30 protein-coding genes and 1 pseudogene are annotated in these 24,963 nt (G+C 62.5%); 11 read left to right on the forward strand and 20 right to left on the reverse strand.

From position 1 onward, the window contains the following. Positions 1-10 precede the first annotated feature (10 nt). From cpaB to ACX80V_RS09575, 6 genes are all read left to right on the forward strand, one after another. Positions 11-781, forward strand: a complete 771-nt coding sequence (gene cpaB, locus ACX80V_RS09550) for a Flp pilus assembly protein CpaB (protein WP_252598385.1) — start codon at positions 11-13, stop codon at positions 779-781. Continuing rightward, positions 778-1,983 (forward strand): CpaE/TadZ family protein, encoded by a 1,206-nt coding sequence (locus ACX80V_RS09555; protein ID WP_485842960.1) that lies wholly within the window; start codon positions 778-780, stop codon positions 1,981-1,983. The genes cpaB and ACX80V_RS09555 overlap by 4 nt, the downstream gene beginning before the upstream one ends. Continuing rightward, positions 1,980-3,545, forward strand: a complete 1,566-nt coding sequence (locus ACX80V_RS09560) for a TadA family conjugal transfer-associated ATPase (protein ID WP_485842961.1) — start codon at positions 1,980-1,982, stop codon at positions 3,543-3,545. The genes ACX80V_RS09555 and ACX80V_RS09560 overlap by 4 nt, the downstream gene beginning before the upstream one ends. Continuing rightward, positions 3,542-4,474: a type II secretion system F family protein gene (locus ACX80V_RS09565; RefSeq protein ID WP_485842962.1), complete on the forward strand. Its 933-nt coding sequence runs from the start codon at positions 3,542-3,544 to the stop codon at positions 4,472-4,474. Before ACX80V_RS09560 ends, ACX80V_RS09565 begins: the two co-directional genes overlap by 4 nt. Positions 4,475-4,482: 8 nt before the next feature. Further along, positions 4,483-5,367, forward strand: a complete 885-nt coding sequence (locus ACX80V_RS09570) for a type II secretion system F family protein (protein WP_485842963.1) — start codon at positions 4,483-4,485, stop codon at positions 5,365-5,367. Between the two features lie 92 nt (positions 5,368-5,459). Beyond that, a complete protein-coding gene (locus ACX80V_RS09575) occupies positions 5,460-5,924 on the forward strand; it encodes an Hpt domain-containing protein (protein ID WP_485842964.1) in 465 nt (154 codons plus the stop codon). Here ACX80V_RS09575 and ACX80V_RS09580 read toward each other — a convergent pair. Next, entirely contained in the window at positions 5,921-6,724 is an 804-nt protein-coding gene (locus ACX80V_RS09580) for a response regulator transcription factor (RefSeq protein WP_485842965.1), read from the reverse strand. The genes ACX80V_RS09575 and ACX80V_RS09580 overlap by 4 nt on opposite strands. A 254-nt stretch (positions 6,725-6,978) precedes the next feature. Between ACX80V_RS09580 and ACX80V_RS09585 the strand changes: the two genes are divergently transcribed. Further along, positions 6,979-8,640 carry a sensor histidine kinase gene (locus tag ACX80V_RS09585; protein WP_485842966.1) on the forward strand — a complete coding sequence of 554 codons (1,662 nt, stop codon included), beginning with the start codon at positions 6,979-6,981 and terminating at the stop codon, positions 8,638-8,640. Between the two features lie 136 nt (positions 8,641-8,776). Further along, the gene (locus tag ACX80V_RS09590) at positions 8,777-9,070 is read left to right on the forward strand and encodes a GIY-YIG nuclease family protein (RefSeq protein WP_485842967.1); all 294 of its coding nucleotides are present in this window, start codon (positions 8,777-8,779) and stop codon (positions 9,068-9,070) included. A 59-nt stretch (positions 9,071-9,129) separates the two neighbouring features. On the opposite strand, the gene ACX80V_RS09595 is transcribed toward ACX80V_RS09590, so the two are convergent. The 8 genes from ACX80V_RS09595 to ACX80V_RS09630 all read right to left on the reverse strand — a co-directional run bounded on the left by ACX80V_RS09595 (position 9,130) and on the right by ACX80V_RS09630 (position 14,519). Then, the gene (locus tag ACX80V_RS09595) at positions 9,130-10,023 is read right to left on the reverse strand and encodes a tRNA pseudouridine synthase A (RefSeq protein ID WP_485842968.1); all 894 of its coding nucleotides are present in this window, start codon (positions 10,021-10,023) and stop codon (positions 9,130-9,132) included. A 32-nt stretch (positions 10,024-10,055) separates the two neighbouring features. After that, on the reverse strand, positions 10,056-10,748 hold the full coding sequence (gene rplQ / locus ACX80V_RS09600; RefSeq protein ID WP_485842969.1) for a 50S ribosomal protein L17, sunset domain variant: 693 nt from the start codon (positions 10,746-10,748) through the stop codon (positions 10,056-10,058). Between the two features lie 77 nt (positions 10,749-10,825). Beyond that, positions 10,826-11,836 carry a DNA-directed RNA polymerase subunit alpha gene (locus ACX80V_RS09605; protein WP_056344331.1) on the reverse strand — a complete coding sequence of 337 codons (1,011 nt, stop codon included), beginning with the start codon at positions 11,834-11,836 and terminating at the stop codon, positions 10,826-10,828. Positions 11,837-11,968: 132 nt separating this feature from the next. Further along, complete coding sequence (rpsK, locus tag ACX80V_RS09610) at positions 11,969-12,370, reverse strand: 30S ribosomal protein S11 (RefSeq protein ID WP_018769149.1); 402 nt, start codon at positions 12,368-12,370, stop codon at positions 11,969-11,971. Between the two features lie 51 nt (positions 12,371-12,421). Continuing rightward, the gene (gene rpsM / locus ACX80V_RS09615) at positions 12,422-12,796 is read right to left on the reverse strand and encodes a 30S ribosomal protein S13 (RefSeq protein ID WP_028275004.1); all 375 of its coding nucleotides are present in this window, start codon (positions 12,794-12,796) and stop codon (positions 12,422-12,424) included. A gap of 176 nt (positions 12,797-12,972) precedes the next feature. After that, on the reverse strand, positions 12,973-13,086 hold the full coding sequence (rpmJ, locus tag ACX80V_RS09620) for a 50S ribosomal protein L36 (protein ID WP_009358722.1): 114 nt from the start codon (positions 13,084-13,086) through the stop codon (positions 12,973-12,975). A 69-nt stretch (positions 13,087-13,155) separates the two neighbouring features. Then, complete coding sequence (infA, locus tag ACX80V_RS09625) at positions 13,156-13,377, reverse strand: translation initiation factor IF-1 (RefSeq protein WP_009358723.1); 222 nt, start codon at positions 13,375-13,377, stop codon at positions 13,156-13,158. A gap of 179 nt (positions 13,378-13,556) precedes the next feature. Next, positions 13,557-14,519, reverse strand: a complete 963-nt coding sequence (locus tag ACX80V_RS09630; protein WP_485842970.1) for a P1 family peptidase — start codon at positions 14,517-14,519, stop codon at positions 13,557-13,559. 224 nt (positions 14,520-14,743) lie between these two features. On the opposite strand from ACX80V_RS09630, the gene ACX80V_RS09635 reads away from it, so the two are divergent. From ACX80V_RS09635 to ACX80V_RS09645, 3 genes are all read left to right on the forward strand, one after another. After that, the gene (locus ACX80V_RS09635) at positions 14,744-15,724 is read left to right on the forward strand and encodes a carbohydrate ABC transporter permease (protein ID WP_485842971.1); all 981 of its coding nucleotides are present in this window, start codon (positions 14,744-14,746) and stop codon (positions 15,722-15,724) included. Then, a complete protein-coding gene (locus ACX80V_RS09640; protein ID WP_485842972.1) occupies positions 15,721-16,626 on the forward strand; it encodes a carbohydrate ABC transporter permease in 906 nt (301 codons plus the stop codon). The genes ACX80V_RS09635 and ACX80V_RS09640 overlap by 4 nt, the downstream gene beginning before the upstream one ends. A gap of 110 nt (positions 16,627-16,736) precedes the next feature. After that, on the forward strand, positions 16,737-18,083 hold the full coding sequence (locus tag ACX80V_RS09645; RefSeq protein ID WP_485842973.1) for an ABC transporter substrate-binding protein: 1,347 nt from the start codon (positions 16,737-16,739) through the stop codon (positions 18,081-18,083). A gap of 152 nt (positions 18,084-18,235) precedes the next feature. On the opposite strand, the gene map is transcribed toward ACX80V_RS09645, so the two are convergent. The 11 genes and pseudogenes from map to rplX form a co-directional block, all read right to left on the reverse strand. Then, on the reverse strand, positions 18,236-19,063 hold the full coding sequence (map, locus tag ACX80V_RS09650) for a type I methionyl aminopeptidase (protein ID WP_485842974.1): 828 nt from the start codon (positions 19,061-19,063) through the stop codon (positions 18,236-18,238). A gap of 71 nt (positions 19,064-19,134) precedes the next feature. Continuing rightward, positions 19,135-19,630 (reverse strand): annotated as a pseudogene (locus tag ACX80V_RS09655) (nucleoside monophosphate kinase). Between the two features lie 5 nt (positions 19,631-19,635). After that, positions 19,636-20,946 carry a preprotein translocase subunit SecY gene (gene secY, locus ACX80V_RS09660; protein WP_252598402.1) on the reverse strand — a complete coding sequence of 437 codons (1,311 nt, stop codon included), beginning with the start codon at positions 20,944-20,946 and terminating at the stop codon, positions 19,636-19,638. 219 nt (positions 20,947-21,165) lie between these two features. Continuing rightward, the gene (rplO, locus tag ACX80V_RS09665) at positions 21,166-21,660 is read right to left on the reverse strand and encodes a 50S ribosomal protein L15 (RefSeq protein WP_058931722.1); all 495 of its coding nucleotides are present in this window, start codon (positions 21,658-21,660) and stop codon (positions 21,166-21,168) included. Continuing rightward, complete coding sequence (gene rpmD / locus ACX80V_RS09670; protein ID WP_056344352.1) at positions 21,661-21,867, reverse strand: 50S ribosomal protein L30; 207 nt, start codon at positions 21,865-21,867, stop codon at positions 21,661-21,663. A gap of 3 nt (positions 21,868-21,870) precedes the next feature. Further along, positions 21,871-22,608 (reverse strand): 30S ribosomal protein S5, encoded by a 738-nt coding sequence (gene rpsE, locus ACX80V_RS09675; protein WP_058931721.1) that lies wholly within the window; start codon positions 22,606-22,608, stop codon positions 21,871-21,873. Further along, positions 22,605-22,988: a 50S ribosomal protein L18 gene (gene rplR / locus ACX80V_RS09680; protein WP_058931720.1), complete on the reverse strand. Its 384-nt coding sequence runs from the start codon at positions 22,986-22,988 to the stop codon at positions 22,605-22,607. Before rplR ends, rpsE begins: the two co-directional genes overlap by 4 nt. Before the next feature lie 2 nt (positions 22,989-22,990). After that, a complete protein-coding gene (rplF, locus tag ACX80V_RS09685) occupies positions 22,991-23,527 on the reverse strand; it encodes a 50S ribosomal protein L6 (protein ID WP_056344361.1) in 537 nt (178 codons plus the stop codon). A gap of 18 nt (positions 23,528-23,545) precedes the next feature. Next, positions 23,546-23,944, reverse strand: a complete 399-nt coding sequence (gene rpsH, locus ACX80V_RS09690; protein ID WP_056344363.1) for a 30S ribosomal protein S8 — start codon at positions 23,942-23,944, stop codon at positions 23,546-23,548. A gap of 78 nt (positions 23,945-24,022) precedes the next feature. Beyond that, positions 24,023-24,604: a 50S ribosomal protein L5 gene (rplE, locus tag ACX80V_RS09695; RefSeq protein WP_056344366.1), complete on the reverse strand. Its 582-nt coding sequence runs from the start codon at positions 24,602-24,604 to the stop codon at positions 24,023-24,025. Continuing rightward, the gene (rplX, locus tag ACX80V_RS09700; protein ID WP_056344369.1) at positions 24,604-24,963 is read right to left on the reverse strand and encodes a 50S ribosomal protein L24; all 360 of its coding nucleotides are present in this window, start codon (positions 24,961-24,963) and stop codon (positions 24,604-24,606) included. Before rplX ends, rplE begins: the two co-directional genes overlap by 1 nt.

A 24,963-nucleotide genomic window follows, 5' to 3' on the forward strand; every position in this document is an offset into this window, starting at 1 on the left:
GGAGCAGTCAGTGAAGTCACGCTTGTTGGCAGGAGTCGCGGCAGTGGTGCTGGCTATCATCGGCGCTGTGCTGATGTTCACCTACGCCCAAGGAGCCGACCAGCGCGCGGTGCAGGAGTTGGAGCCCGTCGGCGTGCTGGTGGTAAAACAGGCAATCCCTGCCGGCACTCCGGTGGAAGCCTTCAAGGCCTCCATCGCCACAGAGCAGCTTCCCGGTGCATCGGTTGCAAAAACATCGCTGACCACCCTCGACAGTGAAGCCGGGAAAGTAGCTGCAGTGGACCTCGTGCCTGGTGAACAGTTGGTGGCCGAGCGCCTGGTCGCACCGGAAGACCTCAAGACATCCGGATCGGTTAACGTGCCTGCCGGCCTCCAGGAGGTGTCATTCCAGTTGGAACCCCAGCGCGTCGTCGGCGGGCGGCTTGCTCCGGGCGACCACGTAGGCGTGTTTATCTCCATGAAGCAAGGCGGGCTGGAAGCGAAGACAGATAAGGAAACAACCCAGCTGTCCGTCCACAAGGCACTCGTGACAGCAGTCCAACGGGCACCCGAAGCAGCTGCCGCGAAACCGGCACCCTCTGAGAGCGCAGAACCGGCAACAGATCCCCGTGATTCAACCCTTCCCACAGGATCGCTGATGCTCACGGTGGCCGTGAACGACGTCGACGCCGCCAAGATCATTTTCGCCTCAGAGTTTGCCAGCATCTGGCTAACCCGTGAACCGCTCGATGCCCAGGACAACGGTCCGCGGGTCATGCAGCGGCCGGAGGTATACAAGTGAGCCGCTTTGTCCTGGTGACTCCCGACGTCAATTTTGACGGCCGCCTGCGCCAGGCTGTGGCAGGGGGCCTCCAAGGAGGAGTCCAGACCTTCTTCACGAGTGTCTTGCCCGCGGATCCGCATGAGCTATTCGCCCAACTGGATCAGGAATTTCCCGAAGTACTCATCCTTGGCCCTGAGGTTCCCGTTGACGACGCGCTCCGGCTGGCCACGGTGCTGGACGTGGGCTTTCCCGAGTTGAGCGTCGTCCTCGTCAGCGAACCGGATCCGGCATTCCTGCTACAGGCCATGCGCGCCGGCATCCGGGACATCCTTAGCCCCGCGTCGGACCCAGCCCAGATCCGGGTACTGCTGGAGCGTGCCTGCCAGTCCTTCGCCAGCCGCCACAGGTCCCAAGACCCAAAACAGCCCGGGACTCCTGGCACTCCCAAGGGCCTGGTGATCGGCGTGTTTTCGCCCAAAGGCGGGGTCGGCAAAACGACCATTGCTACCAACATCGCCATTGGCCTGGGGAAGATCGCGCCCATGAGCGTAGTGATTGTGGACCTTGACCTGCAGTTTGGCGACGTCGCCTCGGGGCTCTATCTCAACCCTGAGCACACCGTGACTGATGCCGTCTCACCGGCCGCAGCCCAGGATTCCCTTGTACTAAAGGCGTTTCTCACTGTCCACCCTGGGAGCATCTATGCTTTGTGTGCTCCCCCGAGCCCGGTGGAAGCTGATGAAATCGCTCCGGAACAGATCAGCCGCCTGCTTGAACAGCTGGCGGAGGAATTTCAGTACGTCGTGGTGGACACAGCGCCCGGCCTACCAGAGATCGGCCTGGCGGCCATGGAACGGTGCACCGACGTGGTGTGGGTCAGTGGCATGGACATCCCGAGTGTCCGTGGACTGCGGTCCGGGCTGGACGTCCTCCGCCAGCTCAACATCCTTCCGGAGACCCGCCATGTGGTCCTCAATATGGCGGACACGAAAGCAGGGCTGACAATCCAGGACGTGGAGTCCACCATAGGGGCGCCCATCGACGTCAACATCCCGCGTTCGCGTGCTGTCGCCTTTTCGACGAACCGCGGTATCCCTGTCCTCCAGGAGCCGGTGAAAGACCCGGCCACGAAAGGGCTGCGGCAACTGGTGGACAGATTTAATCCGACCTGGCGGGCCCAGGCCCAACGGAAGCTGCATCGAAGGGTGGTCGTCCAATGAAACTTTCAGAGCGTATCCAGGCTGCCCAGCAAAAGGGCCAGCCCCAGCAGTCCTCCGTCGCCCTGGCTCCCGCCCGGCAGTCCAAAGTCGATCCGGAGGTTGCCCCGGCGCGCACCAGCGCCGTCGAGCTCAAGAGGGCGGAGGTCAAGCGGCCTGACGCCAAAAGCGCGCCCGGCGGTTTGCCCGCCGTCCGTCCGGCGCCTGTGAGCGAGAGCTTCTCCGACCACCTTGAGCCACCCAAAGCGAAAACCCAACAACCCGTTGACGTTTTCGCTGCGCTCAAAGAACGCGCTGCCACCGCATTGTTCGAGCGCATGGGAACCCGTTTCAATGATTCAGCCGTCACCGAACACGAACTCAGGACCACGGCCCGCGAAGAGCTGACCCGGATCATCGACACGGAACAGGTCCCGTTGTCAGCCGACGAGCGAACGCGGCTTGTTCGCGACGTCGCCGACGACGTCCTGGGGTACGGACCGCTTCAGCGGCTGCTTGACGATCCCGAAGTCACCGAGATCATGGTGAACCGCATGGACCAGATCTATGTGGAACGTAAGGGCCAGCTGACGCTGACGGAATCACGCTTCAGTTCCGAAGCCCATCTCCGGAAAGTGATTGAACGCATCGTGTCCAAGGTGGGGCGTCGCATTGACGAGTCTTCACCCCTGGTTGATGCCCGCCTCGAGGATGGCTCACGTGTCAACGCGGTGATCCCGCCCCTGGCGGTCGGCGGGTCCTCCCTCACCATTCGTAAGTTCAGCAAAGTGCCCCTGACGGTTCGGAACCTCATCGATTTCGGGACGCTCACCCCGGAAATGGCGGAGCTGCTGAACGCCTGTGTGAAGGCGAAGCTGAACATCATCGTCTCGGGCGGAACGGGGACGGGAAAGACCACCCTGCTGAATGTGCTGTCATCTTTCCTGCCGGCGAACGAACGGATCGTCACCATTGAGGACGCCGTCGAACTCCAGATCCAGCAGGACCACGTGGTGCGGCTCGAAAGCCGCCCGCCCAACACCGAGGGCAAGGGCGAGGTGACCATCCGCGAACTGCTCCGGAACTCGCTCCGTATGCGCCCTGACCGCATTGTTGTGGGCGAGGTCCGTGGCGGCGAATCACTGGACATGCTCCAGGCCATGAATACCGGCCACGACGGCTCCCTGTCCACCGTTCACTCCAACTCCCCCCGCGACGCCGTGGCCCGGTTGGAGACGCTAGTTCTGATGGCAGGCATGGACCTGCCGCTGCGCGCCATCAGGGAACAGATTGCCTCAGCCGTGAACCTGATCGTCCAAATCTCACGGCTGCGCGACGGTACCCGGCGGATTACCCATGTCACGGAAGTCCAAGGCATGGAAGGCGACATCGTCACACTGCAGGACGCTTTTGTGTTTGACTACTCAGCGGGCATGGACGCACACGGCCGCTTCCTTGGCAGTCCGGTGGCCACGGGTATCCGCCCGCGTTTTATCGACCGTTTTGAGGACCTTGGAATCCACGTCTCGCCGGGAGTGTTCGCCACACCGGCGGCTCCTGCAGTTCCCGCTGTGAACCGGCCATGATGCTGACAGCCGGAGCGGTCCTCTTCCTGGCTGCTGCCGTCCTGCTGGGTGTTGCCTCCATCCTCCGGCCTGCTCCGGAGGTCCCGCTCGACAGACGGCGTCCCTATGAATCCGAGCCCGCTTCACAGCTGACACGCATCACTGGTTCGACAGTACGGATTTTTGACAAAGCCCTTGACGGCGGAAGCCTGCGCCTCTTCAGCCGGGACGCGTTGGAGAATGCCGGAGTCCGCATGACGCAGGCTGAGTTCCTCGTTTTGGTGGGGGCCGGAGCCGTGGTGGGGGCCCTGGTGGGGCTGATCGTGCTCGGCCCCATCCTCGCGATCCTCCTGTTCGCCGCGGCACCCTTTATAGGGCATGTTGTCCTCAATTTCCGCGCAGGCAAGCGACGTAACCGCTTCGATCAGCAGCTCGGCGACACCCTGCAGTTACTGGCTGGAGGCCTCCGTGCGGGCCACAGCATCCTCCGTGCCATCGATGCCGCGGCTGAAGAATCGCAGGCCCCGACGTCGGAAGAAATGCGCCGCGTCATCACGGAGACCAGCTTGGGTCGCGATCTCCTCGCGTCACTGACGGATACTGCCGAGCGGATGAAGAATGAAGACTTCGTCTGGGTAGCCCAAGCCATCCAGATCAACCGGGAAGTGGGTGGCAACCTCGCGGAGGTCCTCGACCAGGTGAATGAAACCATCCGGGAGCGGTCTGAAATCAAAGGCCACATCAAGGCGCTGGCAGCAGAGGGTAAATTCTCCGCGTATATCCTCATCGCGATGCCGTTTGGAATCGTAGTCATGCTCATGGGGGTAAACCCGGGGTACATGAATTCAATGTTCACGCATCCCCTGGGCTGGGGAATGATCGGGCTCTCCGTCGTCCTCATGACGATCGGCAGCTTGTGGATGCGCAAGATCATCGACCTGAAGTTCTGAGCTGAATCATGAATGCCTTGGTATTTTCCTCGCTCCTCCTGGTGGCCCTGCCGGTTGGTTACCTCACCTGGTCCCTCCTCGCTGTGGACCGCAAGGGCCGCACCGCCACAGTGGAGATCCTCACGCGGGGCAGGCAGGATGCCCAAGCCCCGGAAAAAAACAGCAGCGGATTCCTCTCCGGCATCGGCTACCGGCTGACGCCGGCAGCCTATGTCCGCAAACTCGACCGCCTGCTGTCACTCGCAGGCCGGCCCGTCGCCTGGCCGCTGGGCCGAATCCTTGCAGCAAAACCCGTCCTAGGGCTGGTTGGGGCCGTACTGGGTCTGTTGATCAGCACCAGCAGTCCGGCACCGCTCATCAAGCTCACGGGTTTGTTTGTACTGTTCCTGGGGTATTTCATCCCCGACCTGATGCTGTACAGCAAAGGCACGGAGCGCCAAAAGCTCATGCAGCTGGAACTGGCGAACACCCTGGACCAGATGCTCATTTCTGTGGAAGCCGGGCTTGGATTCGAGGGAGCAATGGCACGCGCGGGGGCAAACGGCAAGGGACCGCTGGCAGAGGAATTGGTCCGGACTCTGCAGGACATGCAAGTGGGGCGTAGCCGCCGGGAATCCTATCTGGCCCTCGCCGAACGGACCAGCCTCCCGGAGCTCCGCAGCTTCGTCCAGGCCATTGTCCAGGCAGACAAGTACGGCATTGCCATCAGCCGCGTACTGCGGGTCCAGGCGAAGGTGATGCGGGTAAAACGCCGCCAGCGTGCTGAGGAAAAGGCTATGAAGCTTCCGGTGATGATCCTCTTTCCGCTGCTGTTCTTTATTTTTCCCGTGCTCTTTATTGCCATTCTGGGGCCGGCGGTTATCAACGCGGTTGTCACATTCAGCGGGCAATGACGCCAGATACGTCAAGTCAAGGATGACTCAAGGTTTCCACAGGTTCTACTCAAAACGGACTCACAAGTAACTACAGAAAGTAGCCTTGAAGCATGGATAGTCCACGTCTCACCTCCAGCAGCGGGGGTGTCCCTGCCGAGCCGTCGGCTGCGGGGGCTGCTGCGGGCGTGGGCGCTGGCCTGCCGATGATGGGCGAAGAGCCAGCGCGCTGGGTCGAACCCGGCATCCTGGCGGAGCTGGAAGCAGAACTGGACGGCCCCGAACTTGCCCTTGGATTCGCCCGCGATTACGCGTCTTTGTGGGACCAGCGCTTCAGCCGGCTGTCGGCAGCGGTCCACACCGAGGACCGCCCCATTGCCTTGGACGCCGTCATCAGCCTGCGGATCGCTTCAGCCATGGTGGGCGGGATCCGTTTGTCAGTCCTGGCTCAAGCACTGGAGGATGCCATCCGCCGCAGCGACTTCGTCCAAGGCCAGGCACTGCTGGCAACCCTGGCCGAGCACGGAGTGCGTACAGTCTCAGAACTCCACGCGAACTACATCCTGAAAAACGACTAGTGACCAGCCCCCGGCCAGCCCTGCAGGTCGGTCCTTGGTGGTGCGAGCCGGTAGCCCACTCCGCGCACCGTCTGAAGCCAGCGCGGTGAGAGCGGATCCTCCCGCAGCTTGCGGCGAAGGTTCCCGACGTGGACTTCCACGGCCCGCTCGTCAGCCTCACTGATGTACGCATCGGCCTCATAGAGGTCACCCCGGACCGCTCGCACCAGATCGGACCGCGTACACACCTCCCCCTCGCCGCGGAGCAAAGTGTGCAGGAGGTCGAACTCGCTGCGGGTGAGCCCGAGGTTGACCTCACCAATCACCACCGTGCGGGTCCGGTAGTTCAGAATGAGCCCGTTGTGCTGGAGAACTCCCGCGTAGGTGAAGGTTGCCGGCGCGGCCGGAGGTGAAGCCCATGCAGCCGCCTCGGGTGGACTGGTGACCTCATGGCGCGGCCTGCGCATCATTGCCGCCACCCTGGCCCGGAGTTCACGCGGCCGAAAGGGCTTGGCAATGTAGTCGTCCGCCCCGGCGTTCAGGGCCGAGAGCAGATCCGGCTCCTCGGTCCGGCCGGTCAGCATCACAACGTAGGCATCACTGAAATTCCTGATCCGCCGCAGGACCTCAAACCCGTCAATGTCCGGAAGGCCGATGTCCAGCGTGACCACCTGGGCCTTGTTATGTCGTACCACTTCTACGCCCTCCCGCCCTTCGGCGGCAGTATGGACCTCAAAGCCTGCCTGGCGAAGCACTCCCTCAAGGAGGTTCCGCACATCGGCGTCGTCTTCAATTACTACAGCTACCCCAAGATCTTCCATGTCTATCCCTGTTGCCAGGTGGACGAGGCCCCCATCAGCCCAGCGCCAATCCCTCATCCACTCCAACTCTCTATACGGTACAAGTATGAACGGCAGATAACACGCCTTCTAGAGATTAGTTTTGGAAAGTCAATTACCATGACAACACATGCATATCCGGATTCTGAAGATAGACCGCGTCAGCCTTCAGATATTCGGTTGCATCAATTCATTGGGGACGGAATGGGGACCGTCACGAAAGTTGGAGATCCCCTATGGCTATGCGTCCCTCGCCCCGGGGTGTGGCCCTCTATTTCCGGAAGCTCGGCCCCCGCACCCAGGTGGCACTGTGCCAGCTTCCGCTGTCGCTGATTGTCGCCGTCCTCGGCGTGATGACACCGTTCACCTGGCCATCCCTGCTGGTCAGTCCGCTCTACTTGGCTGCAGTCGCCCTTCATCTCATTCTTTTCGTGGCCTGTTTCCTTACTCCTTGGGAGCGCCTGCCCCATAGCTCCTACTTGGTGATTCCGGTTCTTGACCTGCTGGCGATCGCGCTGCTGCGCAACGGCGCCGCGCCGCTCCTGCCGGGCCTGGCAATTCTGGTCGTATTTCCGGTCATTTGGCTGGCCGCTTCCGGGATCATGGTCCGCACAAGCCTCGTGCTCAGCGCTCTGGGACCGCTCCTGATCATGCTCCCCACAACGGCCGCAAAATTCCCCAACCTCACGGCAGCGGATATCACTTCACTGATCCTTTTCCCGCTCATGATGCTCGGCGTCTCGCTCGCAATCCGGTTCGCCAGCGTCAATATGCGGGTACAGCAGCGGCAGCTGCAGGCCATGGGCGAGGAACTGCGGGAACTGCTCGCCGCGAGCCGGGAACGCGAGAAACTCCTGATGACCATCCTGGACGCCACCGACGTCGGCATTGTTGCCGTCGATTCGAACGGTGACCAGCTGTTGGCCAACAACATGATGCGGCGTTGGCAGCAGACCGCCGCACCGGCTGGCGTCGTGCCTGCCGACCACAGCGAACAACGGGTCTTCGCCCAGGACAAAGTGACTCCCCTGCCGCCGGACAAACGTCCCCTCCGGCGCGCCATCGAGGGTGAATCGTTCGCCGACTATCTCGTCTGGATCGGTGATGTCCCGCAGCAGCGTGCGGTGTCCACCGCCGCCAGACCGTTAATGGACGACGGCGGCCGCCTCACCGGAGCGGTGGTCGTCTACAGCGACGTGACGGGGCTGGTTGAAGCCATGGCCGCGAACGAGGAACTGGTTTCGAACGTCTCCCACGAATTCCGGTCGCCACTGAATTCCATCCTGGGCAACATCGACCTGGTGCTCGAGGACAGCGACGGACTCTCCGCCGTCACGATCCAGCGCCTGGACGTGGTGCAGCGGAACTCCGAACGGCTGCTTGCCCTGGTCTCGGACCTGACGCTTGAGGCGTCCGCCGCCCTGAACGTCCACCCGAAACGGACCGACATTTCCGGCCTGGTGGAGACCACCATCGGCTCAGCCCAGGCACACGCGGAACGGTCAGCCGTGTCGCTGGTGGCCGACGTGCCCTCACCGCTCTGGGCCTTCGCCGACCCGCTGCGGATCGGGCAGGCACTGGACAATCTGGTGTCGAACGCCATCAAGTACTCCCCCGACGGCGGCACTGTGACCATCAGCGCGGCCGGTACCGAGGACTGGGTCAAGCTGGTGGTCCGGGACACCGGCATGGGCATGGCGCCGGAGGATGCGGCCAAGGTTTTCAGCCGGTTCTTCCGCGCCGAGTCGGCCCGGGATGCAGCTATCCCCGGCGCCGGGCTGGGCCTGTCGATCACCAAGACCATCCTGGAACGCCACGGCGGTGCCATCGCCTGCGCCAGTGCCCTGGGCGGCGGCAGCACGTTCACCATGACCCTGCCCGTCGAAGCCGGTGGCTGAGCCCCGGTGGTCGAGCCTGTCGAGACCCAAGCCCGTCGAAACCAATCCCGGTGGTTGAGCCTGTCGAAACCAAGCAGTTTTCCACATAGGTATTCTCCCGCCCGCGCGGGCTCAGAATGCGATGCACAATCGCTACATGCCATTCGCCTACATGCTCCGATGCTCAGACGGCTCCTACTACGTGGGCAGCACGGTGAATATGGAAATGCGCGTGGCACAACATCAATCGGGTGAAGGGGCGGCCTACACGCGCCGGCGAAGGCCGGTAGAGCTCGTTTGGATTGAAGAGTTCAGCCGTATTGACCAGGCGTTTGCGCGGGAGAAGCAAGTTCAAGGCTGGAGCCGCGCCAAGCGGGAAGCGCTTATATCAGGGCGATACAGCGATTTGCCAGGGCTTTCGGCCGCTCCTGACAGGCCACCGATTCCGTAGGGTTTCGACAGGCTCAACCACCGCGCTCCGTTGCGACGGGCTCAACCACCGGACCGGATCTAGTGCTTCCGCACAGCCCTGGTCAGTTCTGCCCTCGCCAGCATCTCGTCGTCGGACGGATAGGCCACTTCCTCAAGGACCAGCGGGTGCGGGGCGGCCAGCACGGACTTGGCGTCACGTTTCTTGGCCAGCAGCCGCTCATGCAGCCAGCCCGGCTCCTCGATGCCCTCACCCACGAACAGGGCCGAGCCAACCAGGGAGCGCACCATGTTGTGGCAGAACGCGTCGGCCTGGACGGTGGCCACAATAACGCCGTCCTCACCGCGGTGGAACTCGAAGCGCTGCAGCTCGCGGACGGTGGTGGCACCCTCCCGCGGTTTGCAGTAGGACAGGAAGTTCTGCAGCCCCAGCAGCTGCACGGCACCCGCGTTCAACAGGTCCACGTCCAGCGGGCTTTGGTGCCAGAGCGTGAAGTACCGTTCGAGCGGATCCCACAGGGCAGGACCGTCCGCGATGCGGTAGCTGTACCGCCGCCACAGCGCGGAGAATCTGGCATCGAACCCCACGGGTGCCAGGGACACCAGGTGAACCTCGATAGCCCCGCTCAGGTCGCCCAGCCCCCTGCTGAGGGCGCCACGAATCCGCCGTAAGAACGCGACGGCGGGGTCCAGTTCGTGCCCGCGAGGCAGCTTCAGCCACTCGGCCTCGGTCAGGTCCAGGTGGACCACCTGACCGCGGGCGTGCACGCCGGCGTCGGTACGTCCCGCCACGGTGACCCGGATGGGACGGCGGATCAATAGCGCCAGCGCCTCTTCCAGGATGCCCTGGACGGTCCGCAATCCCGGCTGCACTGCCCACCCGTTGAAGGGGCCGCCGTCGTACGATAAATCAAACCGGACGCGCAAAAACCCGCCGCCCCCCAAAACGGGGGCAGCGGGTTTTTGGTCGTTCATAGACACAAGTCTACTGGAGCGTCAGAGCCTGATTACTCAGCTTCGACGGCCTGCGCAGCTTCGCCACCGGCAGGCACGAAGCCTGCGGCTGCGGCGGACTCTGCAGAGTCGAACCAGACTTCAGCAGTCGTGGCGTCGTACCAGCGTGAGCCGGGAACGTGGTACTTCATGGAGTCCTCGTTGCCCTTGACCTCGAAGCCCTCAGGGGCGACGTTGTCAGCCGTAGCAGGCTTGGAGCCGGCGTACTTGGCTTCAGCAGCTTCGGTCTCAGCGGCTTCGGTTTCAACAACCGGAGCTTCTTCAGCAACCGGAGCAGCCTTGGCGGCAGCCTGGGTAGCCTCGGCCACAACGGCCTGCTTGGCGGAAACCGGCTCGAGAACCAGTTCGATGACAGCCATGGGAGCGTTGTCGCCCTTGCGGTTGCCGATCTTGGTGATGCGGGTGTAGCCGCCGTCGCGGTTCTCCACTGCCTGTGCAATGTCGGTGAACAGCTCGTGGACGATGCCCTTGTTGCTGATCAGGCCGAGTACACGGCGGCGGGAAGCCAGGTCGCCACGCTTGGCGAAAGTCACCAGACGCTCGGCGTACGGCTTCAGGCGCTTGGCCTTGGTCACCGTGGTGGTGATCCGCTTGTGCTCGAACAGTGCGGCGGACAGGTTCGCGAGCATAAGACGCTCGTGAGCCGCTCCGCCTCCGAGGCGCGGACCCTTAGCGGGGGTAGGCATAATAGTTTCTCCTCATATGGAAGCCAGTGGGCTGCGCACACCGTGGTGCATCCAGCCAGCCGGCCAAGATCTGTTTGTTAGAGTTCGTCGTCGCCGAAAGCGGCGTCGTCCTCTTCAATTGCTGCGGCGCGTGCTGCGAGGTCAAAACCGGGAGGCGAGTCCTTGAGGGACAGGCCCAGTTCAACCAGCTTTGCCTTGACCTCGTCAATGGACTTCGCACCGAAGTTACGGATGTCCATGAGGTCAGCCTCGGAGCGTGCAACGAGTTCACCCACGGTGTGGATGCCCTCACGCTTGAGGCAGTTGTAGGAACGGACGGTGAGGTCCAGATCCTCGATCGGCAGTGCCATGTCTGCTGCCAGGGCAGCATCCGTCGGCGACGGGCCAATCTCGATACCTTCAGCTGCGGTGTTCAGCTCGCGGGCCAGACCGAAGAGTTCCACCAGGGTGGTACCTGCGGAAGCAACAGCATCGCGCGGGGCGATGGCCTGCTTGGTCTCGACGTCGACAATGAGCTTGTCGAAGTCGGTGCGCTGCTCAACACGGGTTGCTTCCACGCGGAAAGTAACCTTCAGGACCGGCGAGTAGATCGAGTCGACCGGGATACGGCCGATCTCGGAGTCGCCGGACTTGTTCTGAGCTGCCGAAACGTAGCCGCGGCCGCGCTCGATGGTCAGTTCGAGTTCGAACTTGCCCTTCGAGTTCAGCGTGGCAATGTGCAGATCCGGGTTGTGGAATTCGACGCCGGCCGGCGGAGCGATGTCCGCGGCGGTGACGACTCCGGGGCCCTGCTTGCGCAGGTAAGCCACAACCGGCTCGTCGTGCTCGGAGGAAACCGACAGGCTCTTGATGTTCAGGATGATCTCAGTGACATCTTCCTTGACACCCGGAACCGTGGTGAACTCGTGCAGCACGCCATCGATCCGGATGCTGGTTACAGCGGCACCGGGGATGGAGGAGAGCAGGGTACGGCGGAGGGAGTTTCCGAGGGTGTAGCCGAAGCCCGGTTCCAGCGGTTCAATGATGAAACGCGAGCGGTTATCGGAGACTACCTCTTCGGAGAGGGTGGGGCGCTGTGCAATGAGCACTTAGGTTTCCTTTCGGCGAGCATCCGCTATATGACGCAACACAGGTGGTGGAAATTCGGTCTGAAGACTTAACGCGGCTGGGCTTGCCCGGACCATAGACGGTCCGGGCAAGCTCAAGCTGCTGGAAAAGCCTTAGACGCGGCGGCGCTTCGGCGGACGGCAGCCGTTGTGCGCTGCGGGGGTGACGTCCTGGATGGAGCCAACCTCCAGGCCAGCGGCCTGCAGCGAGCGGATTGCGGTCTCGCGTCCTGAACCCGGTCCCTTGACGAAAACGTCAACCTTGCGCATGCCGTGCTCCTGCGCACGCTTGGCAGCAGCTTCGGCAGCCATCTGGGCTGCGAACGGGGTGGACTTGCGTGAGCCCTTGAAGCCAACCTCACCTGAGGAAGCCCAAGATATAACAGCGCCGTTCGGGTCCGTGATGGACACGATGGTGTTGTTAAAAGTGCTCTTGATGTGCGCCTGGCCCAGCGCGATATTCTTTTTGTCCTTCTTACGCGGCTTGCGAACCGCGCCACGAGTCTTCGGGGGCATTTTTTCTCCTACAGAAAGTTATTGGGGGAAGACGAGTCAATCCCGAGGGATTTAACGAGCCTTCTTCTTGCCTGCAACGGTGCGCTTCGGACCCTTACGGGTACGTGCGTTCGTCTTCGTACGCTGTCCGCGCACTGGCAGGCCCTTGCGGTGGCGAATACCTTCGTAGCTGCCGATTTCAACCTTGCGGCGGATATCAGCTGCTACTTCGCGGCGAAGGTCACCCTCAACCTTGTAGTTGCCTTCAATGTAGTCACGAAGCTCTACCAGCTGGGCATCGGTGAGGTCCTTAACGCGGACGTCAGCGCTGATGCCAGTGGCAGCCAGGGTTTCGTGTGCACGGGTCTTGCCCACGCCGTAGATGTAAGTAAGCGCAATTTCCAACCGCTTTTCGCGGGGAATGTCTACGCCAGCGAGACGAGCCATAGAGGCAGTGCTCCTTGAATAAACCGGAGGTCGTAGGCAGTACACCCGCACGTTCTGTGCGGCCCCAGCCTCCGACCGGGGGTTAGCTGTCCGGGCTCATACGTCCCAGTTCAGCTTGTGCTGCCTTTTATTTACTTGCGTGGGTTAGCAACCCAGGATTTCCCTCGGGAGGGAAATTAGCCCTGGCGCTGCTTGTGGCGCGGGTTCTCGCAGATCACCATGACCCGGCCATTACGGCGGATCACTTTGCACTTTTCGCAGATCTGCTTGACGCTCGGCTTGACCTTCATGGCATTCCTTTGCGTGTGGCAGTTGGTCAACTGGAGCAGCCGTCAGCTCATGCTGAGGCCGCCCAGAATTTACTTGTAGCGGTAGACGATACGACCCCGAGTGAGGTCATATGGGCTCAGTTCCACCACTACCCGGTCCTCAGGGAGAATCCTGATGTAGTGCTGGCGCATCTTGCCTGAGATGTGCGCGAGTACGATGTGCTTGTTGGTCAGCTCAACGCGAAACATCGCGTTAGGCAGCGCCTCAGTCACAACGCCTTCGATCTCAATGACCCCGTCCTTCTTGGCCATACCCTCCGCTAACTGTTGTTGCCGCAGCCCTGCCGGATTGCACCGGACATGGCCACGAACGTTTTTGTTGGATCGGTTATCGCCTCCGGCCCCAAACAGGGCACAGCTGGGCAGACAACCAACAAACCACTTTACTGTAAGTGTGTAGAAAGTCCAAACTAAATATGAAAGTAGACACCCTACCCGGAAATTGGACTTCCCGGAATCCCGTCGAGGATCGCCAAGCGTACGACGTCGGCTGCCGCACTCTGCAAGGTAATGAGACTCACCTGCCGGGCAGTTTCAGTACTCCGGTCCAGTGCCACCTCACCGGTGGCAAGGCAGAACACAGTATCCCCGTCGGCCAACGTGTGCGACGGATTGAGCGCCCGGGCCAAGCCAGCATGCGCAGCAGAAGCAGTCCGCTTGCATTCCGCCGCATTGAGCACAGCGTTTGTCGCCACAACTACAAGTGTCGTGTTGAGCGGTGGTGGGCCGCCATCACGGTCGGCAGGTTCCGGAGCCCGGAAGCGCGCGTCTAAGGGAGGCACGACCGAGCGCGCGGAGGGCTGCGGCTCCTGCCGCCCGTCGACAACCGGAAACCCCAGAGCGTTCACCACGGCAAGCGCCCCCACAACCACGCCGTTCTCAAGCGTGACCGAAGCCGTACCCACCCCACCTTTGAACTGTCCGCGTCCGATCATCGCTCCGGTGCCGGCACCCACACTGCCGCGTCCGACGTCGTGCCCGGCCTTTTCGGCAGCAGCGGCAACGGTGGCCGCGTAGCCCATGTCCGCCGTCGGGCGCGCTGAGAAGTCGCCTCCCCGACCCAGGTCGAAGATCGCGGCGGCGGGAACGATGGGCACCACTCCTCCGGTGACGGCGAAGCCCCGGCCGTTCTCTTCGCACCAGCGCTGTGCACCGTGAGCCGAGACGAGCCCGTAGGCGCTGCCGCCGGTGAGGACCACGGCGTCCACCGTGGACACCAGCGTGGTGGGATCCAGCGCGTCAGTCTCATGCGTGCCCGGGCCACCGCCACGGACGTCCACCGACCCGACAGTGCCCGGCGGCGGCAGCACCACGGTGACGCCCGTCAGCCAGCCGTCGCCGGTCTTCTGCTCGTGGCCAACCTTGATCCCAGGCACATCCGTGATTGCTCCCATGGCTCCATTCTGCCCTGCGCATCACCCGGTGGTTGAGCCTGTCGAAACCCCGGACTGTGGGCTCCATCACCGGGGAAACGAAACGTTCCGTGAACGGGCTCCGAAGCCTCGGACAACAATTCGTTGGGCGGCCGCATCTGGTCCGGTCCGGCATCGACTATGTGATGGAGTGATCTCAAATCCGTTCCACAGCCCTGCCGTCGCAGGCCTCCCGATTGAGATCCATGACACCACAGCTCACCGCCAAGCCGGGCAGTTCCCCGGCGCAGACGGCCTCCAGCGGAGCAAAAGACCAAGGCGGCGCCCTGCCCCGCCAACGCAATCGCTGGTCGCGCCGGAAACGCCAGGACTTCTTCGTCTTCCTCGCGCTGGCCCTGCCGAACCTGCTGCTCATCGCGGTCTTCACCTACGTCCCGCTGTTCAACAACCTCTACTACTCCACGCTGAACTGGACGCTCGGCTCCGCGTCGGCCACCGTCGTCGGGCTGGAAAATTACGTCACGTTCTTCACCAGCGCGGACGCCGTCCGGGTCCTTGGCACCACCGCCGTATTCACTGCCGCAACCGTGGGCGGCTCCATGGCGCTGGGCCTGCTGGTGGCGCTGGCCCTGAACTCGAAGGTCCGCGGCACCACCTTTGCCCGGTCGGCCGTCTTCGCACCGTATGTGCTGTCCGGTGTTGGCGTTGGCCTGGTGTGGCTGTTCATCTTTGATCCCGGTTACGGTGTGCTCGCGTGGATCCTGCGGGGCCTCGGGCAGCAGAGCCCACAATGGATCAACGATCCGGAGCTCTCACTGGTGATGGTCATCATCGTGTACGTCTGGAAGAACCTGGGCTACTGCGCCGTGGTGTTCCTCGCCGGGCTGCAGTCCCTGCCGCAGGACGTGATGGAGGCGGCGTCGCTGGACGGTGCCAGCAGTTTCCGGCGCTTCGTCAGCATGTCGCTGCCGCTGCTCTCTCCCACCACATTCTTTCTGCTGATCACCACCATGCTTAGTTCGCTCCAGGCCTTCGACCTCATCCGGATCATGACGCCCCTGGGCAGCGGCACCAGCACCCTCATCTACGAGGCGTACCTCCAAGCCTTCGGCGCCTACAACCGCGCTGGCTATTCCGCCGCCATCTCGGTGGTCCTGTTTGTCATCCTGCTGGTCATCACAGTGCTGCAGCTGCGGTTCGTCGAAAAGAAGGTGCACTACTCGTGAGCGCTCCCGCCGCCCTCCTTCCGGACCCTTCAACGCCCGACGCCGTCCCGCCCCTCGAGCGGCCGTTCTCCCGCGCCAACCTGGTCAGGACAGTCGCTGCCGGGTATGCGCCGCTGGCCGTCGCCGTCCTGGTGGTGTTCCTGCCGCTGCTGTGGATGGTGCTGAGCTCGTTCAAGCAGCCCGGCGAAATCGTCACACTGGATCTGCAGGTGCTCCCGGCAGCCCTGGACCCGGAGAACTATCGGGTGGCCATGACCACGGTCCCGTTCGGTCAGTTCTTCCTCAACAGCACCATCGTCACCGTGGTGGGCGGCGGCATCAAAGTGATCCTTGCCCTGCTGACCGCCTATGCCCTGGTGTTTGTGCGCTTTCCGTTCAAGAACCTGATCTTCGTTCTGATCCTCGTGGCCCTGATGGTTCCCGCGCAGGTGTCCATCCTGCCGAACTACATCCTGATCGCCGGAATGGGTGGAAAGAACACCCTGTGGGGCATCATCCTGCCCGGCCTGGGCACTGCCTTCGGCACGTTCCTGCTGCGCCAGCACTTCCTCACCCTGCCCGGTTCGATTCTGGAATCCGCAGAGATCGACGGCGCCGGCCACTGGCGGCGGCTCTGGCAGATCGTGGTGCCGGTGTCCGTACCCTCGATCGCCACGGTTGCCCTGGTCACCGTAGTGAGCGAATGGAACGAGTACATCTGGCCGCTGATCATCACCGACAAACCCGAAAGCATGACTCTTCCTGTGGGCCTGACCCTGCTGCAGAACTCCGAGAGCAACGGCGCAGGCTGGGGAATCATGATGGCCGGCGCCGTGCTCGTGATCGTCCCCATCCTGGTCATCTTCGCCATGCTCCAGCGCTACATCGTCGCGGGCCTGACCCAGGGCAGCGTGACGGGCTAACCTCCGCCGAGCACCGCCGTCGGGCATTGCCGCCGAGCACTGCCGCCGGGCATCCAAACCATCCATCCACCGCATCCGGCACTCCGAGGCACACAACGAAAGGCAGCACCATGTCCTTTACCCTTGATCGACGGTTCTTCCTCACCCTGGCCGGCGCCGGGGCAGGCGCCGCAGCACTCTCCGCCTGCGGCGGCCCGTCAACAACCCCCGGAGCCGCGGTGACGACCGTTGCCGACATCGACTTCAGCGGCGTCAAGCCGGCCGCCTCCATCGACTTCTGGTCCAACCACCCGGGCAAGTCACAGGACGTGGAAAAGAGCATCATCGAGAAGTTCCACGCCAAGTACCCGGACATCAAGGTGAACCTGGTGACGGCCGGCGCCAACTACGAGGAAATCGCCCAGAAGTTCCAGACCGCCCAGGCCGCCAAGTCAGGCCTGCCGTCCCTGGTGGTCCTCTCCGACGTCTGGTGGTTCCGCTACTACCTGAACGAGAGCATCATCCCGCTCGACTCCCTGGTCAAGCAGCTGGACGTCAAGCTGGACGACTTCCGCACCTCGCTGGTGGACGACTACAAGTACGACGGCAAGCAGTGGGCACTCCCCTACGGCCGGTCCACGCCCCTGTTCTACTACAACAAGGACCACTTCGCCGCAGCCGGTTTGCCGGACCGTGCCCCCGCCACCTGGCAGGAATTCGCCGGCTGGGCCCCGAAGCTCAAGGCGGCTTCCGGCGCCCAGTACGCGTTTATGCACCCCGCCCTGGCCGGGTACGCGGGCTGGACCCTGCAGAACAACCTGTGGGGCGAAGGCGGCGGCTGGTCCAAGGAATGGGACATCACGTGTGATTCAGCCGAGTCCGTGGCGGCACTGCAGGCGGCCCAGGATTCCGTCTACAAGGACGCCTGGGCTGGGGTCTCCTCCAAGGAATCCGCCGACGACTTTGCCGCTGGCCTCGCCTCGGCCACGTTGTCTTCGACGGGGTCACTGATCGGCATCCTGAAGTCCGCCAAGTTCAACGTGGGCGTCGGCTTCCTGCCGGGCGGCTCAAAGGCCACCTCAGGCGTGTGCCCCACCGGCGGCGCCGGCCTGGGCATCCCCAGCGGTGTGACCAAGGAAGAGCAGCTGGCAGCAGCCATGTTCCTGCAGTTCATGACCGAGCCGGAGAACACTGCCGCCTTCTCGGCCGCGACCGGCTACATGCCCACGCGCACGTCCGCCGATATGACCGCTGTGCTCGCCAAGACGCCGCAGATCAAGATCGCCATGGACCAGCTGGCCGTGACGAAGGTCCAGGACAACGCGCGCGCGTTCCTGCCGGGAGCCGACCAGGAGATGGCCAAGGCTGCCGCCAAGATCCTGACCCAGGAGGGCGACGTGAAAGCCACCATGACCGAGCTGAAGGCGACCCTCGAGGGCATCTACACCAAGGACGTCAAGCCCAAGCTCAAGGCCTGACGCTCCCCACCACCTGCGACACGCAAAATCCCTGCCGCTATCGGTATTCCGGTAGCGGCAGGGATTTTGCGCGTCGGGAGCGCCTGGGCCCACGACCGCCGGGTTCCCTGGCCGAGATTGCGAGGTTAGGGGGCGGTTGGGGAGCCTCAAAGCTACGGGATCGGGACCGGTACGACGCCGAGCGGCACCAGGTGCTCCGCTCCGCCGTCGGGGGCTGAGAGTACCCAGATCCCCTTTTCGTGGACGGCAACCGAGTGCTCCCATTGGCAGGAGCGCTTGCCGTCGGTGGTCACCACTGTCCAGTCGTCCTCCAGCACGGCGGTGTCGATACTGCCGCGGACCAGCATGGGCTCGATGGCCAGGCACAGTCCGGGCTTGATTTTGGGGCCGCGGTGGCTGGTGCGGTAGTTGAGGACGTCCGGGGCCATGTGCATTTCGGAGCCGATGCCGTGGCCCACGTAGTCCTCCAGGATGCCCAGCGGCTTGCCCGGCACGGAGGAGACGTAGTCGTCGATGGCTGCGCCGATGTCGCCCACATGGCTTCCCGTGGCCAAGGCGGCGATGCCGCGCCACATGGCTGCCTGGGTGACGTCGGAAAGCCGCTGGTCCTCGGGGTCGGCCTCGCCCACGATGACGGTCCGTGCAGAGTCCGAATGCCAGCCGTCAACAATGGCGCCGCCGTCGATCGAGACGATGTCGCCATCGTTGAGGACCTTGCCGCCGGGGATGCCGTGCACCACTTCCTCGTTCACGGAGGTGCAGATGGTGGCGGGGAAGCCGTGGTAGCCGAGGAAGTTCGACTTGGCGCCGGCCTCGTTCAGCACTGCGGCGAAGACGTCGTCCAGCTGCTTGGTGGTAACGCCTGGAGCGGCTGCGGCCACTGCTGCGTCCAGCGCACGGTTCAGCACCAGCCCGGCGTCGCGCATGATGCGCATCTGGGCGTTGGTCTTGTATTCGATACGGGGCTGGCCGAAGGCCATGGTGTGTCCTCTCAATGGCTGAGGCTCCTCCCGGATGCCGGGAGGAGCCTCGGAAAAACATGTTGCGGGGCTTAGGCGGCCTGGGCTGCCTTGATGGCCTGCATCACGCGGTCGGTGACCTCGTCGATGCCGCCGATGCCGTCAACCTGGGTCAGGATGCCGCGTTCGGCATACTTAGCCACAACGGCCTCGGTCTGCTCGTGGTACAGGTCCAGACGGTGGCGGATCACGGCTTCGTTGTCGTCGCTCCGGCCGGTTTCCTTGGCACGGCCCAACAGGCGCGAGACGAGTTCCTCGTCGTCGGCCGTGAGCTGCAGGACGACGTCGAGCTTTTCTTCGCTGTTCGCGAGGATCCCGTCAAGGTAGTCCACCTGCGCCGTGGTGCGCGGGTAGCCGTCCAGGAGGAAGCCGTTTTCGACGTCGGACTCGCTGAGGCGGTCGCGGACCATCTTGTTGGTGACGCTGTCCGGAACNATCACCGGTGGAAATCGCCACGACGCCGAGGCGCTCGGAAATGCGTTCCGCTTGAGTTCCTTTTCCGGAACCGGGAGGTCCAATAATCAACATTTTCGTCATCGCAAAAGCCCTTCGTAGTGACGTTGCTGTAGCTGCGCATCTATTTGCTTGACGGTTTCAAGGCCAACGCCCACCATGATCAGGATCGAGGTGCCACCGAACGGGAAGTTCTGGTTCGCGTTGATCAGTACCAGTGCCACCAGCGGAATCAGTGCCACGAAGCCCAGGTACAGGGCGCCGGGCAGCGTGATCCGGGAGAGCACGTACTGCAGGTAGTCCGCGGTCGGTTTTCCGGCACGGATACCCGGGATGAAACCGCCGTACTTCTTCATGTTGTCCGAGACCTCTTCAGGGTTGAAGGTGATCGCGACGTAGAAGTAGGTGAAGAACACGATCATGGCGAAGTACAGCGCCATGTAGATCGGGTGGTCTCCTCGGGTCAGGTTGTTGTTGATCCACTCAACCCACGGCGCGAGCGCCTCGCCCGCTTTGGGCTGGTTGAACTGTGAGATCAGTCCCGGCAGGTAGAGCATGGACGATGCGAAGATCACGGGGATCACGCCTGCCATGTTCACCTTGATGGGGATGTAGGTGTTGGTGCCGCCGACGGTCCGGCGTCCGATCATTCGCTTGGCGTACTGCACCGGGACACGGCGCTGGGACTGCTCCACGAAGACCACCAGGGCAACCGTCACCAGGCCGATGACCAGGACCATAAAGAACGTACCCGGGCCCTGTGAGCTCCAGATGGCGCCCAGGGACGTGGGGAACGTTGCCGCGATGGAGGTGAAGATGAGCAGCGACATGCCGTTGCCCACACCCTTTTCGGTGACGAGTTCGCCCATCCACATGATGAGTCCGGTACCGGCGGTCAGCGTGATGATCAGCAGGATGGTGGTGATGATGCTGTCGTCAGGAATGATCGGCAGGGCACAGCCCGGAAGCAACTGGCCTGAACGTGCCAGCGACACCAGCGTCGTTGCGTTCAGCAGGCCCAGGGCAATGGTGAGGTAACGCGTGTACTGGGTGAGCTGGGACTGCCCGGAGGCGCCCTCCTCGTACAGCTCCTGGAACCGGGGAATGACCACCCGGAGCAGCTGCACGATGATGCTGGCCGTGATGTACGGCATGATGCCCAGCGCGAAGATGGACACCTGAAGCAAGGCACCGCCGCTGAACAGGTTGACGAGCTGATAGAGCCCGCCTGCGGTCTGACCGTTCTGCAAGCATTGCTGGACATTCTGGTAGTTCACACCAGGCGAGGGGATGAATGCACCCAAGCGGAAGATTGTGATGATTGCCAGCGTGAACAACAACTTGCGTCGCAGATCAGGCGTGCGAAAGGCCCGGCCAAATGCGCTAAGCAAGCGTCCTCCTGTGTTGTTTATAAGCGTGGTGTGATGGGGGACAATAATCCCAACAACCGAGTCTAACGGGTGGATCGGCCATGCGAATAATCCGCGAACCCGCGTTTGCGGCGAACGGACGGAAATGGTCGGCCAGCGGATGTGAAAAAACTCCCGGTGTGCAGGGCCCTGGGGGCCCTGCACACCGGGAGTTCACAACGGGCGTACGCCCACCGTCTACTAGAGAGCGGTAGTGCTTCCGCCTGCTGCTGCAATCTTTTCTGCGGCGCTGGCCGAGAATGCGTGGACGGTGACGTCAACCTTGACGGTGATGTCGCCGGTGCCAAGCACCTTGACGGGCTGGTTCTTACGAACGGCACCCTTTTCGACCAGGTTCTCCACGGTGACTGCGCCACCTTCGGGGAACAGCTCGTTGAGCTTGTCCAGGTTTACAACCTGGAACTCAACCCGGAACGGGTTCTTGAAGCCGCGCAGCTTCGGCAGGCGCATGTGCAGCGGCAGCTGGCCGCCGGCAAAGCCAGCCTTGATCTGGTAGCGGGCCTTTGTACCCTTGGTACCGCGACCAGCGGTCTTACCCTTGGAACCTTCACCACGACCAACGCGGGTCTTGGCGGTCTTGGCACCCGGGGCGGGACGCAGGTGGTGAACCTTCAGTGCGTTCTGCTTCTCAGCAGCGGCGCCCTGAGCCTTTTCGGCGGTGTTCTTCTCTGCCATTTACTTCGCCTCCTCTACCTTTACCAGGTGCGGAACCGTGTTGAGCATTCCAACAGTCACGGCGTCGGCGGTGCGGACAACTGTGTGTCCGATCCGCTTCAGGCCGAGGGACCGAAGGGTGTCGCGCTGGTTCTGCTTGCCGCCAATGGCGGACTTGATCTGAGTGATCTCCAACTGAAGGTCGGAGGGAATCAGGTTCTTAGCCATGGCTTAGACACCCGCCTTCTGGTTCAGGATTGCCTTCACCATTGCCGGCGGAGCAACCTCGTCCAGCGGCAGGCCGCGGCGTGCTGCCACTGCTGCCGGCTCTTCGAGCTGCTTCAGCGCAGCAACAGTCGCGTGAACGATGTTGATGGCGTTGGAGGAACCCAGCGACTTGGAGAGGATGTCGTGGATGCCCACGCACTCCAAGATGGCGCGGACCGGACCACCGGCAATAACACCGGTACCGGCGGAAGCCGGACGCAGCATTACGACGCCGGCAGCGGCCTCACCCTGAACGCGGTGCGGGATGGTGTTGCCAATGCGGGGAACGCGGAAGAAGGACTTCTTAGCCTCTTCAACGCCCTTCGCGATTGCGGCAGGAACTTCCTTAGCCTTGCCGTAGCCCACGCCGACCATGCCGTTACCGTCACCAACGACGACCAGAGCGGTGAAGCTGAAGCGACGACCACCCTTGACCACCTTGGAAACGCGGTTGATGGTGACAACGCGTTCAATGAACTGGCTCTTCTCGGCTTCGCGGCCGCCGTCACGGCCACCACGGCCACCACGGCCGCCATCGCGACCGCCCTGGCCCTTGTCGCCACGCTCGCCACGACGAGCGCCACCACGGCGGTCATCGGCAGCAGCTGCGGGCGCAGTGGTCTCAGTGGCCGGAGCAGCTACGGCTTCAGTAGCCTTCTGATCTGCAGACACAGTGTCCTTTTCCTTGTTTGCTTCCGTCACAGTGACAGCCCACCTTCACGTGCGCCGTCAGCGACAGCAGCAATTCGGCCGTGGTACTTGTTACCACCGCGGTCGAAGACAACTGCTTCGATACCGGCAGCCTTCGCACGCTCGGCGACGAGCTCGCCAACGCGCTTGGCCTTGGCGGTCTTGTCACCTTCGAATGCACGAAGATCGGCTTCCAGTGTGGAGGCGCTTGCTACGGTCAGGCCCTTGGTGTCATCGACAACCTGGACGAATACGTGGCGTGCGGAGCGGTTGACGACCAGACGAGGACGTACAGCCGTGCCGGAGATGCGCTTGCGGATACGAAGCTGGCGGCGGCTGCGCGAAGCAGACTTGCTCTTGTTCGTACGCTTCTTGTTAATTGAGATGGCCATGGTTACTTACCAGCCTTTCCGACCTTGCGGCGGATGACTTCGCCTGCGTAGCGAATGCCCTTGCCCTTGTAGGGGTCCGGCTTCCGCAGCTTGCGAATGTTGGCAGCAACCTCGCCGACCTGCTGCTTGTTGATACCTGAAACAGAGAGCTTGGTCGGGGTCTCAACTGCAAAGGTGATGCCGTCCGGTGCGGTGACATTTACCGGGTGGCTGTAGCCGAGAGCGAACTCAAGGTCAGATCCCTTGGCCTGAACGCGGTAACCAGTACCAACGATTTCAAGCTTCTTCTCGTAGCCCTTGGTAACGCCCTCGATCATGTTGGAGATCAGGGTGCGGGTCAGGCCGTGGAGTGAACGGGAGGCGCGCTCGTCGTTCGGGCGGGCGACAGTCAGGGTCTCTGCTTCCAGGGAAACCTCGATCGGGCTGGCCACAGTGTGGTTCAGCTCGCCTTTGGCACCCTTGACGCTGACGACAGAGCCGTCAACCTTGACCTCAACGCCGGCAGGAACGGTGATGGGGAGACGTCCAATACGTGACATTATTCTCTTCCTTTCCCGTTACCAGACGTAGGCGAGGACTTCGCCGCCCACGCCCTTCTTGCCGGCTTGCTTATCAGTCAAGAGGCCGGAAGAGGTGGACAGGATTGCGACACCCAGGCCACCGAGCACGTGCGGGAGGTTGGTGGACTTTGCGTAAACACGCAGGCCCGGCTTGGAAATACGGCGAACGCCAGCGATTGAACGCTCGCGGTTCGGGCCGAACTTAAGGTCCAGGGTCAGCTTCTTGCCAACCTCTGCGTCTTCTTCTTTCCAGGAGGCGATGTAACCTTCAGCCTTCAGGATGTCGGCAACGCGTGCCTTGAGCTTGCTGTACGGCATGGACACGGAATCGTGGTACGCCGAGTTTGCATTGCGCAGACGCGTAAGCATGTCTGCGACCGGATCAGTCATTGTCATTTGGGCTCTTGCCCTTCCTCATAACGGTTTCCTCGCTGCTGCATGAAGCATCAGCGAAGGACCTGTTACGTAGTTAGATTAGTCTTCGGCCTTGAACGGGAAACCAAGCGCCTTGAGCAGCGCGCGGCCTTCGTCATCGGTCTTGGCGGTGGTTACAACCGTGATGTCCATGCCGCGAACGCGGTCGATGGAATCCTGGTCGATTTCGTGGAACATAACCTGCTCGGTCAGACCGAAGGTGTAGTTGCCGTTGCCGTCGAACTGCTTGCCACTGAGGCCGCGGAAGTCGCGGATACGGGGCAGAGCCAGCGTGACCAGACGATCCAGGAATTCCCACATGCGGTCTCCACGCAGAGTTGCGTGTGCGCCGATGGGCATGCCTTCGCGCAGCTTGAACTGTGCGATCGACTTGCGGGCCTTGGTTACCTGCGGCTTCTGGCCGGTGATCAGGGTCAGATCGCGGACAGCGCCGTCGATCAGCTTGGAGTCCTTAGCGGCATCTCCAACACCCATGTTCACAACGACCTTCACCAGGCGGGGAACCTGGTTAACGTTGCTGTACTTGAATTCCTCAACGAGCGTGCTCTTGATGGAATCGGCGTACTTGGTCTTCAGACGAGGAACGATCTTCGCTGCCGGAGTCTCGAGAGTCTCAGTCATTAGATGTCCTTCCCGGAGCTCTTGGCCACGCGGACACGCACGTCGCGCTTCACGCCATTGCGCTCCACGGTCTCGGTGCGGAAACCAACGCGGGTGGGCTTCTTGGTGGACGGGTCAACCAGAGCCACGTTGGAGATGTGGACCGAAGCTTCTACGACCTCGATGCCACCAGTCTTGGTGCCGCGCTGCGACTGACCGGCCTTCGTGTGCTTGGTTACGCGGTTAATGCCTTCGACCAACACGCGGTTGGTCTCCGGGAATACGCGCAGAACCTTGCCCTGCTTGCCTTTGTCGCCGCCGCGCTCAGCCTTGGCGCCAGTGATGACCTGAACGAGGTCACCCTTTTTGATCTTAGCCAT

The sequence above is a fragment of the Pseudarthrobacter arbutini genome (assembly GCF_054510915.1).

Excerpts from the sequence above, each read along its gene's own strand:
- ACX80V_RS09560 (WP_485842961.1), top strand. The coding sequence starts at position 1,980 with ATGAAACTTTCAGAGCGTATCCAGGCTGCCCAGCAAAAGGGCCAGCCC.
- ACX80V_RS09565 (WP_485842962.1), top strand. The coding sequence starts at position 3,542 with ATGATGCTGACAGCCGGAGCGGTCCTCTTCCTGGCTGCTGCCGTCCTG.
- ACX80V_RS09570 (WP_485842963.1), top strand. The coding sequence starts at position 4,483 with ATGAATGCCTTGGTATTTTCCTCGCTCCTCCTGGTGGCCCTGCCGGTT.
- ACX80V_RS09575 (WP_485842964.1), top strand. The coding sequence starts at position 5,460 with ATGGATAGTCCACGTCTCACCTCCAGCAGCGGGGGTGTCCCTGCCGAG.
- ACX80V_RS09580 (WP_485842965.1), bottom strand. The coding sequence starts at position 6,724 with ATGGAAGATCTTGGGGTAGCTGTAGTAATTGAAGACGACGCCGATGTG.
- ACX80V_RS09585 (WP_485842966.1), top strand. The coding sequence starts at position 6,979 with ATGGCTATGCGTCCCTCGCCCCGGGGTGTGGCCCTCTATTTCCGGAAG.
- ACX80V_RS09590 (WP_485842967.1), top strand. The coding sequence starts at position 8,777 with ATGCCATTCGCCTACATGCTCCGATGCTCAGACGGCTCCTACTACGTG.
- ACX80V_RS09595 (WP_485842968.1), bottom strand. The coding sequence starts at position 10,023 with ATGAACGACCAAAAACCCGCTGCCCCCGTTTTGGGGGGCGGCGGGTTT.
- rplQ (WP_485842969.1), bottom strand. The coding sequence starts at position 10,748 with ATGCCTACCCCCGCTAAGGGTCCGCGCCTCGGAGGCGGAGCGGCTCAC.
- rpsK (WP_018769149.1), bottom strand. The coding sequence starts at position 12,370 with ATGCCCCCGAAGACTCGTGGCGCGGTTCGCAAGCCGCGTAAGAAGGAC.
- rpsM (WP_028275004.1), bottom strand. The coding sequence starts at position 12,796 with ATGGCTCGTCTCGCTGGCGTAGACATTCCCCGCGAAAAGCGGTTGGAA.
- rpmJ (WP_009358722.1), bottom strand. The coding sequence starts at position 13,086 with ATGAAGGTCAAGCCGAGCGTCAAGCAGATCTGCGAAAAGTGCAAAGTG.
- infA (WP_009358723.1), bottom strand. The coding sequence starts at position 13,377 with ATGGCCAAGAAGGACGGGGTCATTGAGATCGAAGGCGTTGTGACTGAG.
- ACX80V_RS09630 (WP_485842970.1), bottom strand. The coding sequence starts at position 14,519 with ATGGGAGCAATCACGGATGTGCCTGGGATCAAGGTTGGCCACGAGCAG.
- ACX80V_RS09635 (WP_485842971.1), top strand. The coding sequence starts at position 14,744 with ATGACACCACAGCTCACCGCCAAGCCGGGCAGTTCCCCGGCGCAGACG.
- ACX80V_RS09645 (WP_485842973.1), top strand. The coding sequence starts at position 16,737 with ATGTCCTTTACCCTTGATCGACGGTTCTTCCTCACCCTGGCCGGCGCC.
- map (WP_485842974.1), bottom strand. The coding sequence starts at position 19,063 with ATGGCCTTCGGCCAGCCCCGTATCGAATACAAGACCAACGCCCAGATG.
- rplO (WP_058931722.1), bottom strand. The coding sequence starts at position 21,660 with ATGGCAGAGAAGAACACCGCCGAAAAGGCTCAGGGCGCCGCTGCTGAG.
- rpmD (WP_056344352.1), bottom strand. The coding sequence starts at position 21,867 with ATGGCTAAGAACCTGATTCCCTCCGACCTTCAGTTGGAGATCACTCAG.
- rplR (WP_058931720.1), bottom strand. The coding sequence starts at position 22,988 with ATGGCCATCTCAATTAACAAGAAGCGTACGAACAAGAGCAAGTCTGCT.
- rplF (WP_056344361.1), bottom strand. The coding sequence starts at position 23,527 with ATGTCACGTATTGGACGTCTCCCCATCACCGTTCCTGCCGGCGTTGAG.
- rpsH (WP_056344363.1), bottom strand. The coding sequence starts at position 23,944 with ATGACAATGACTGATCCGGTCGCAGACATGCTTACGCGTCTGCGCAAT.
- rplE (WP_056344366.1), bottom strand. The coding sequence starts at position 24,604 with ATGACTGAGACTCTCGAGACTCCGGCAGCGAAGATCGTTCCTCGTCTG.
- rplX (WP_056344369.1), bottom strand. The coding sequence starts at position 24,963 with ATGGCTAAGATCAAAAAGGGTGACCTCGTTCAGGTCATCACTGGCGCC.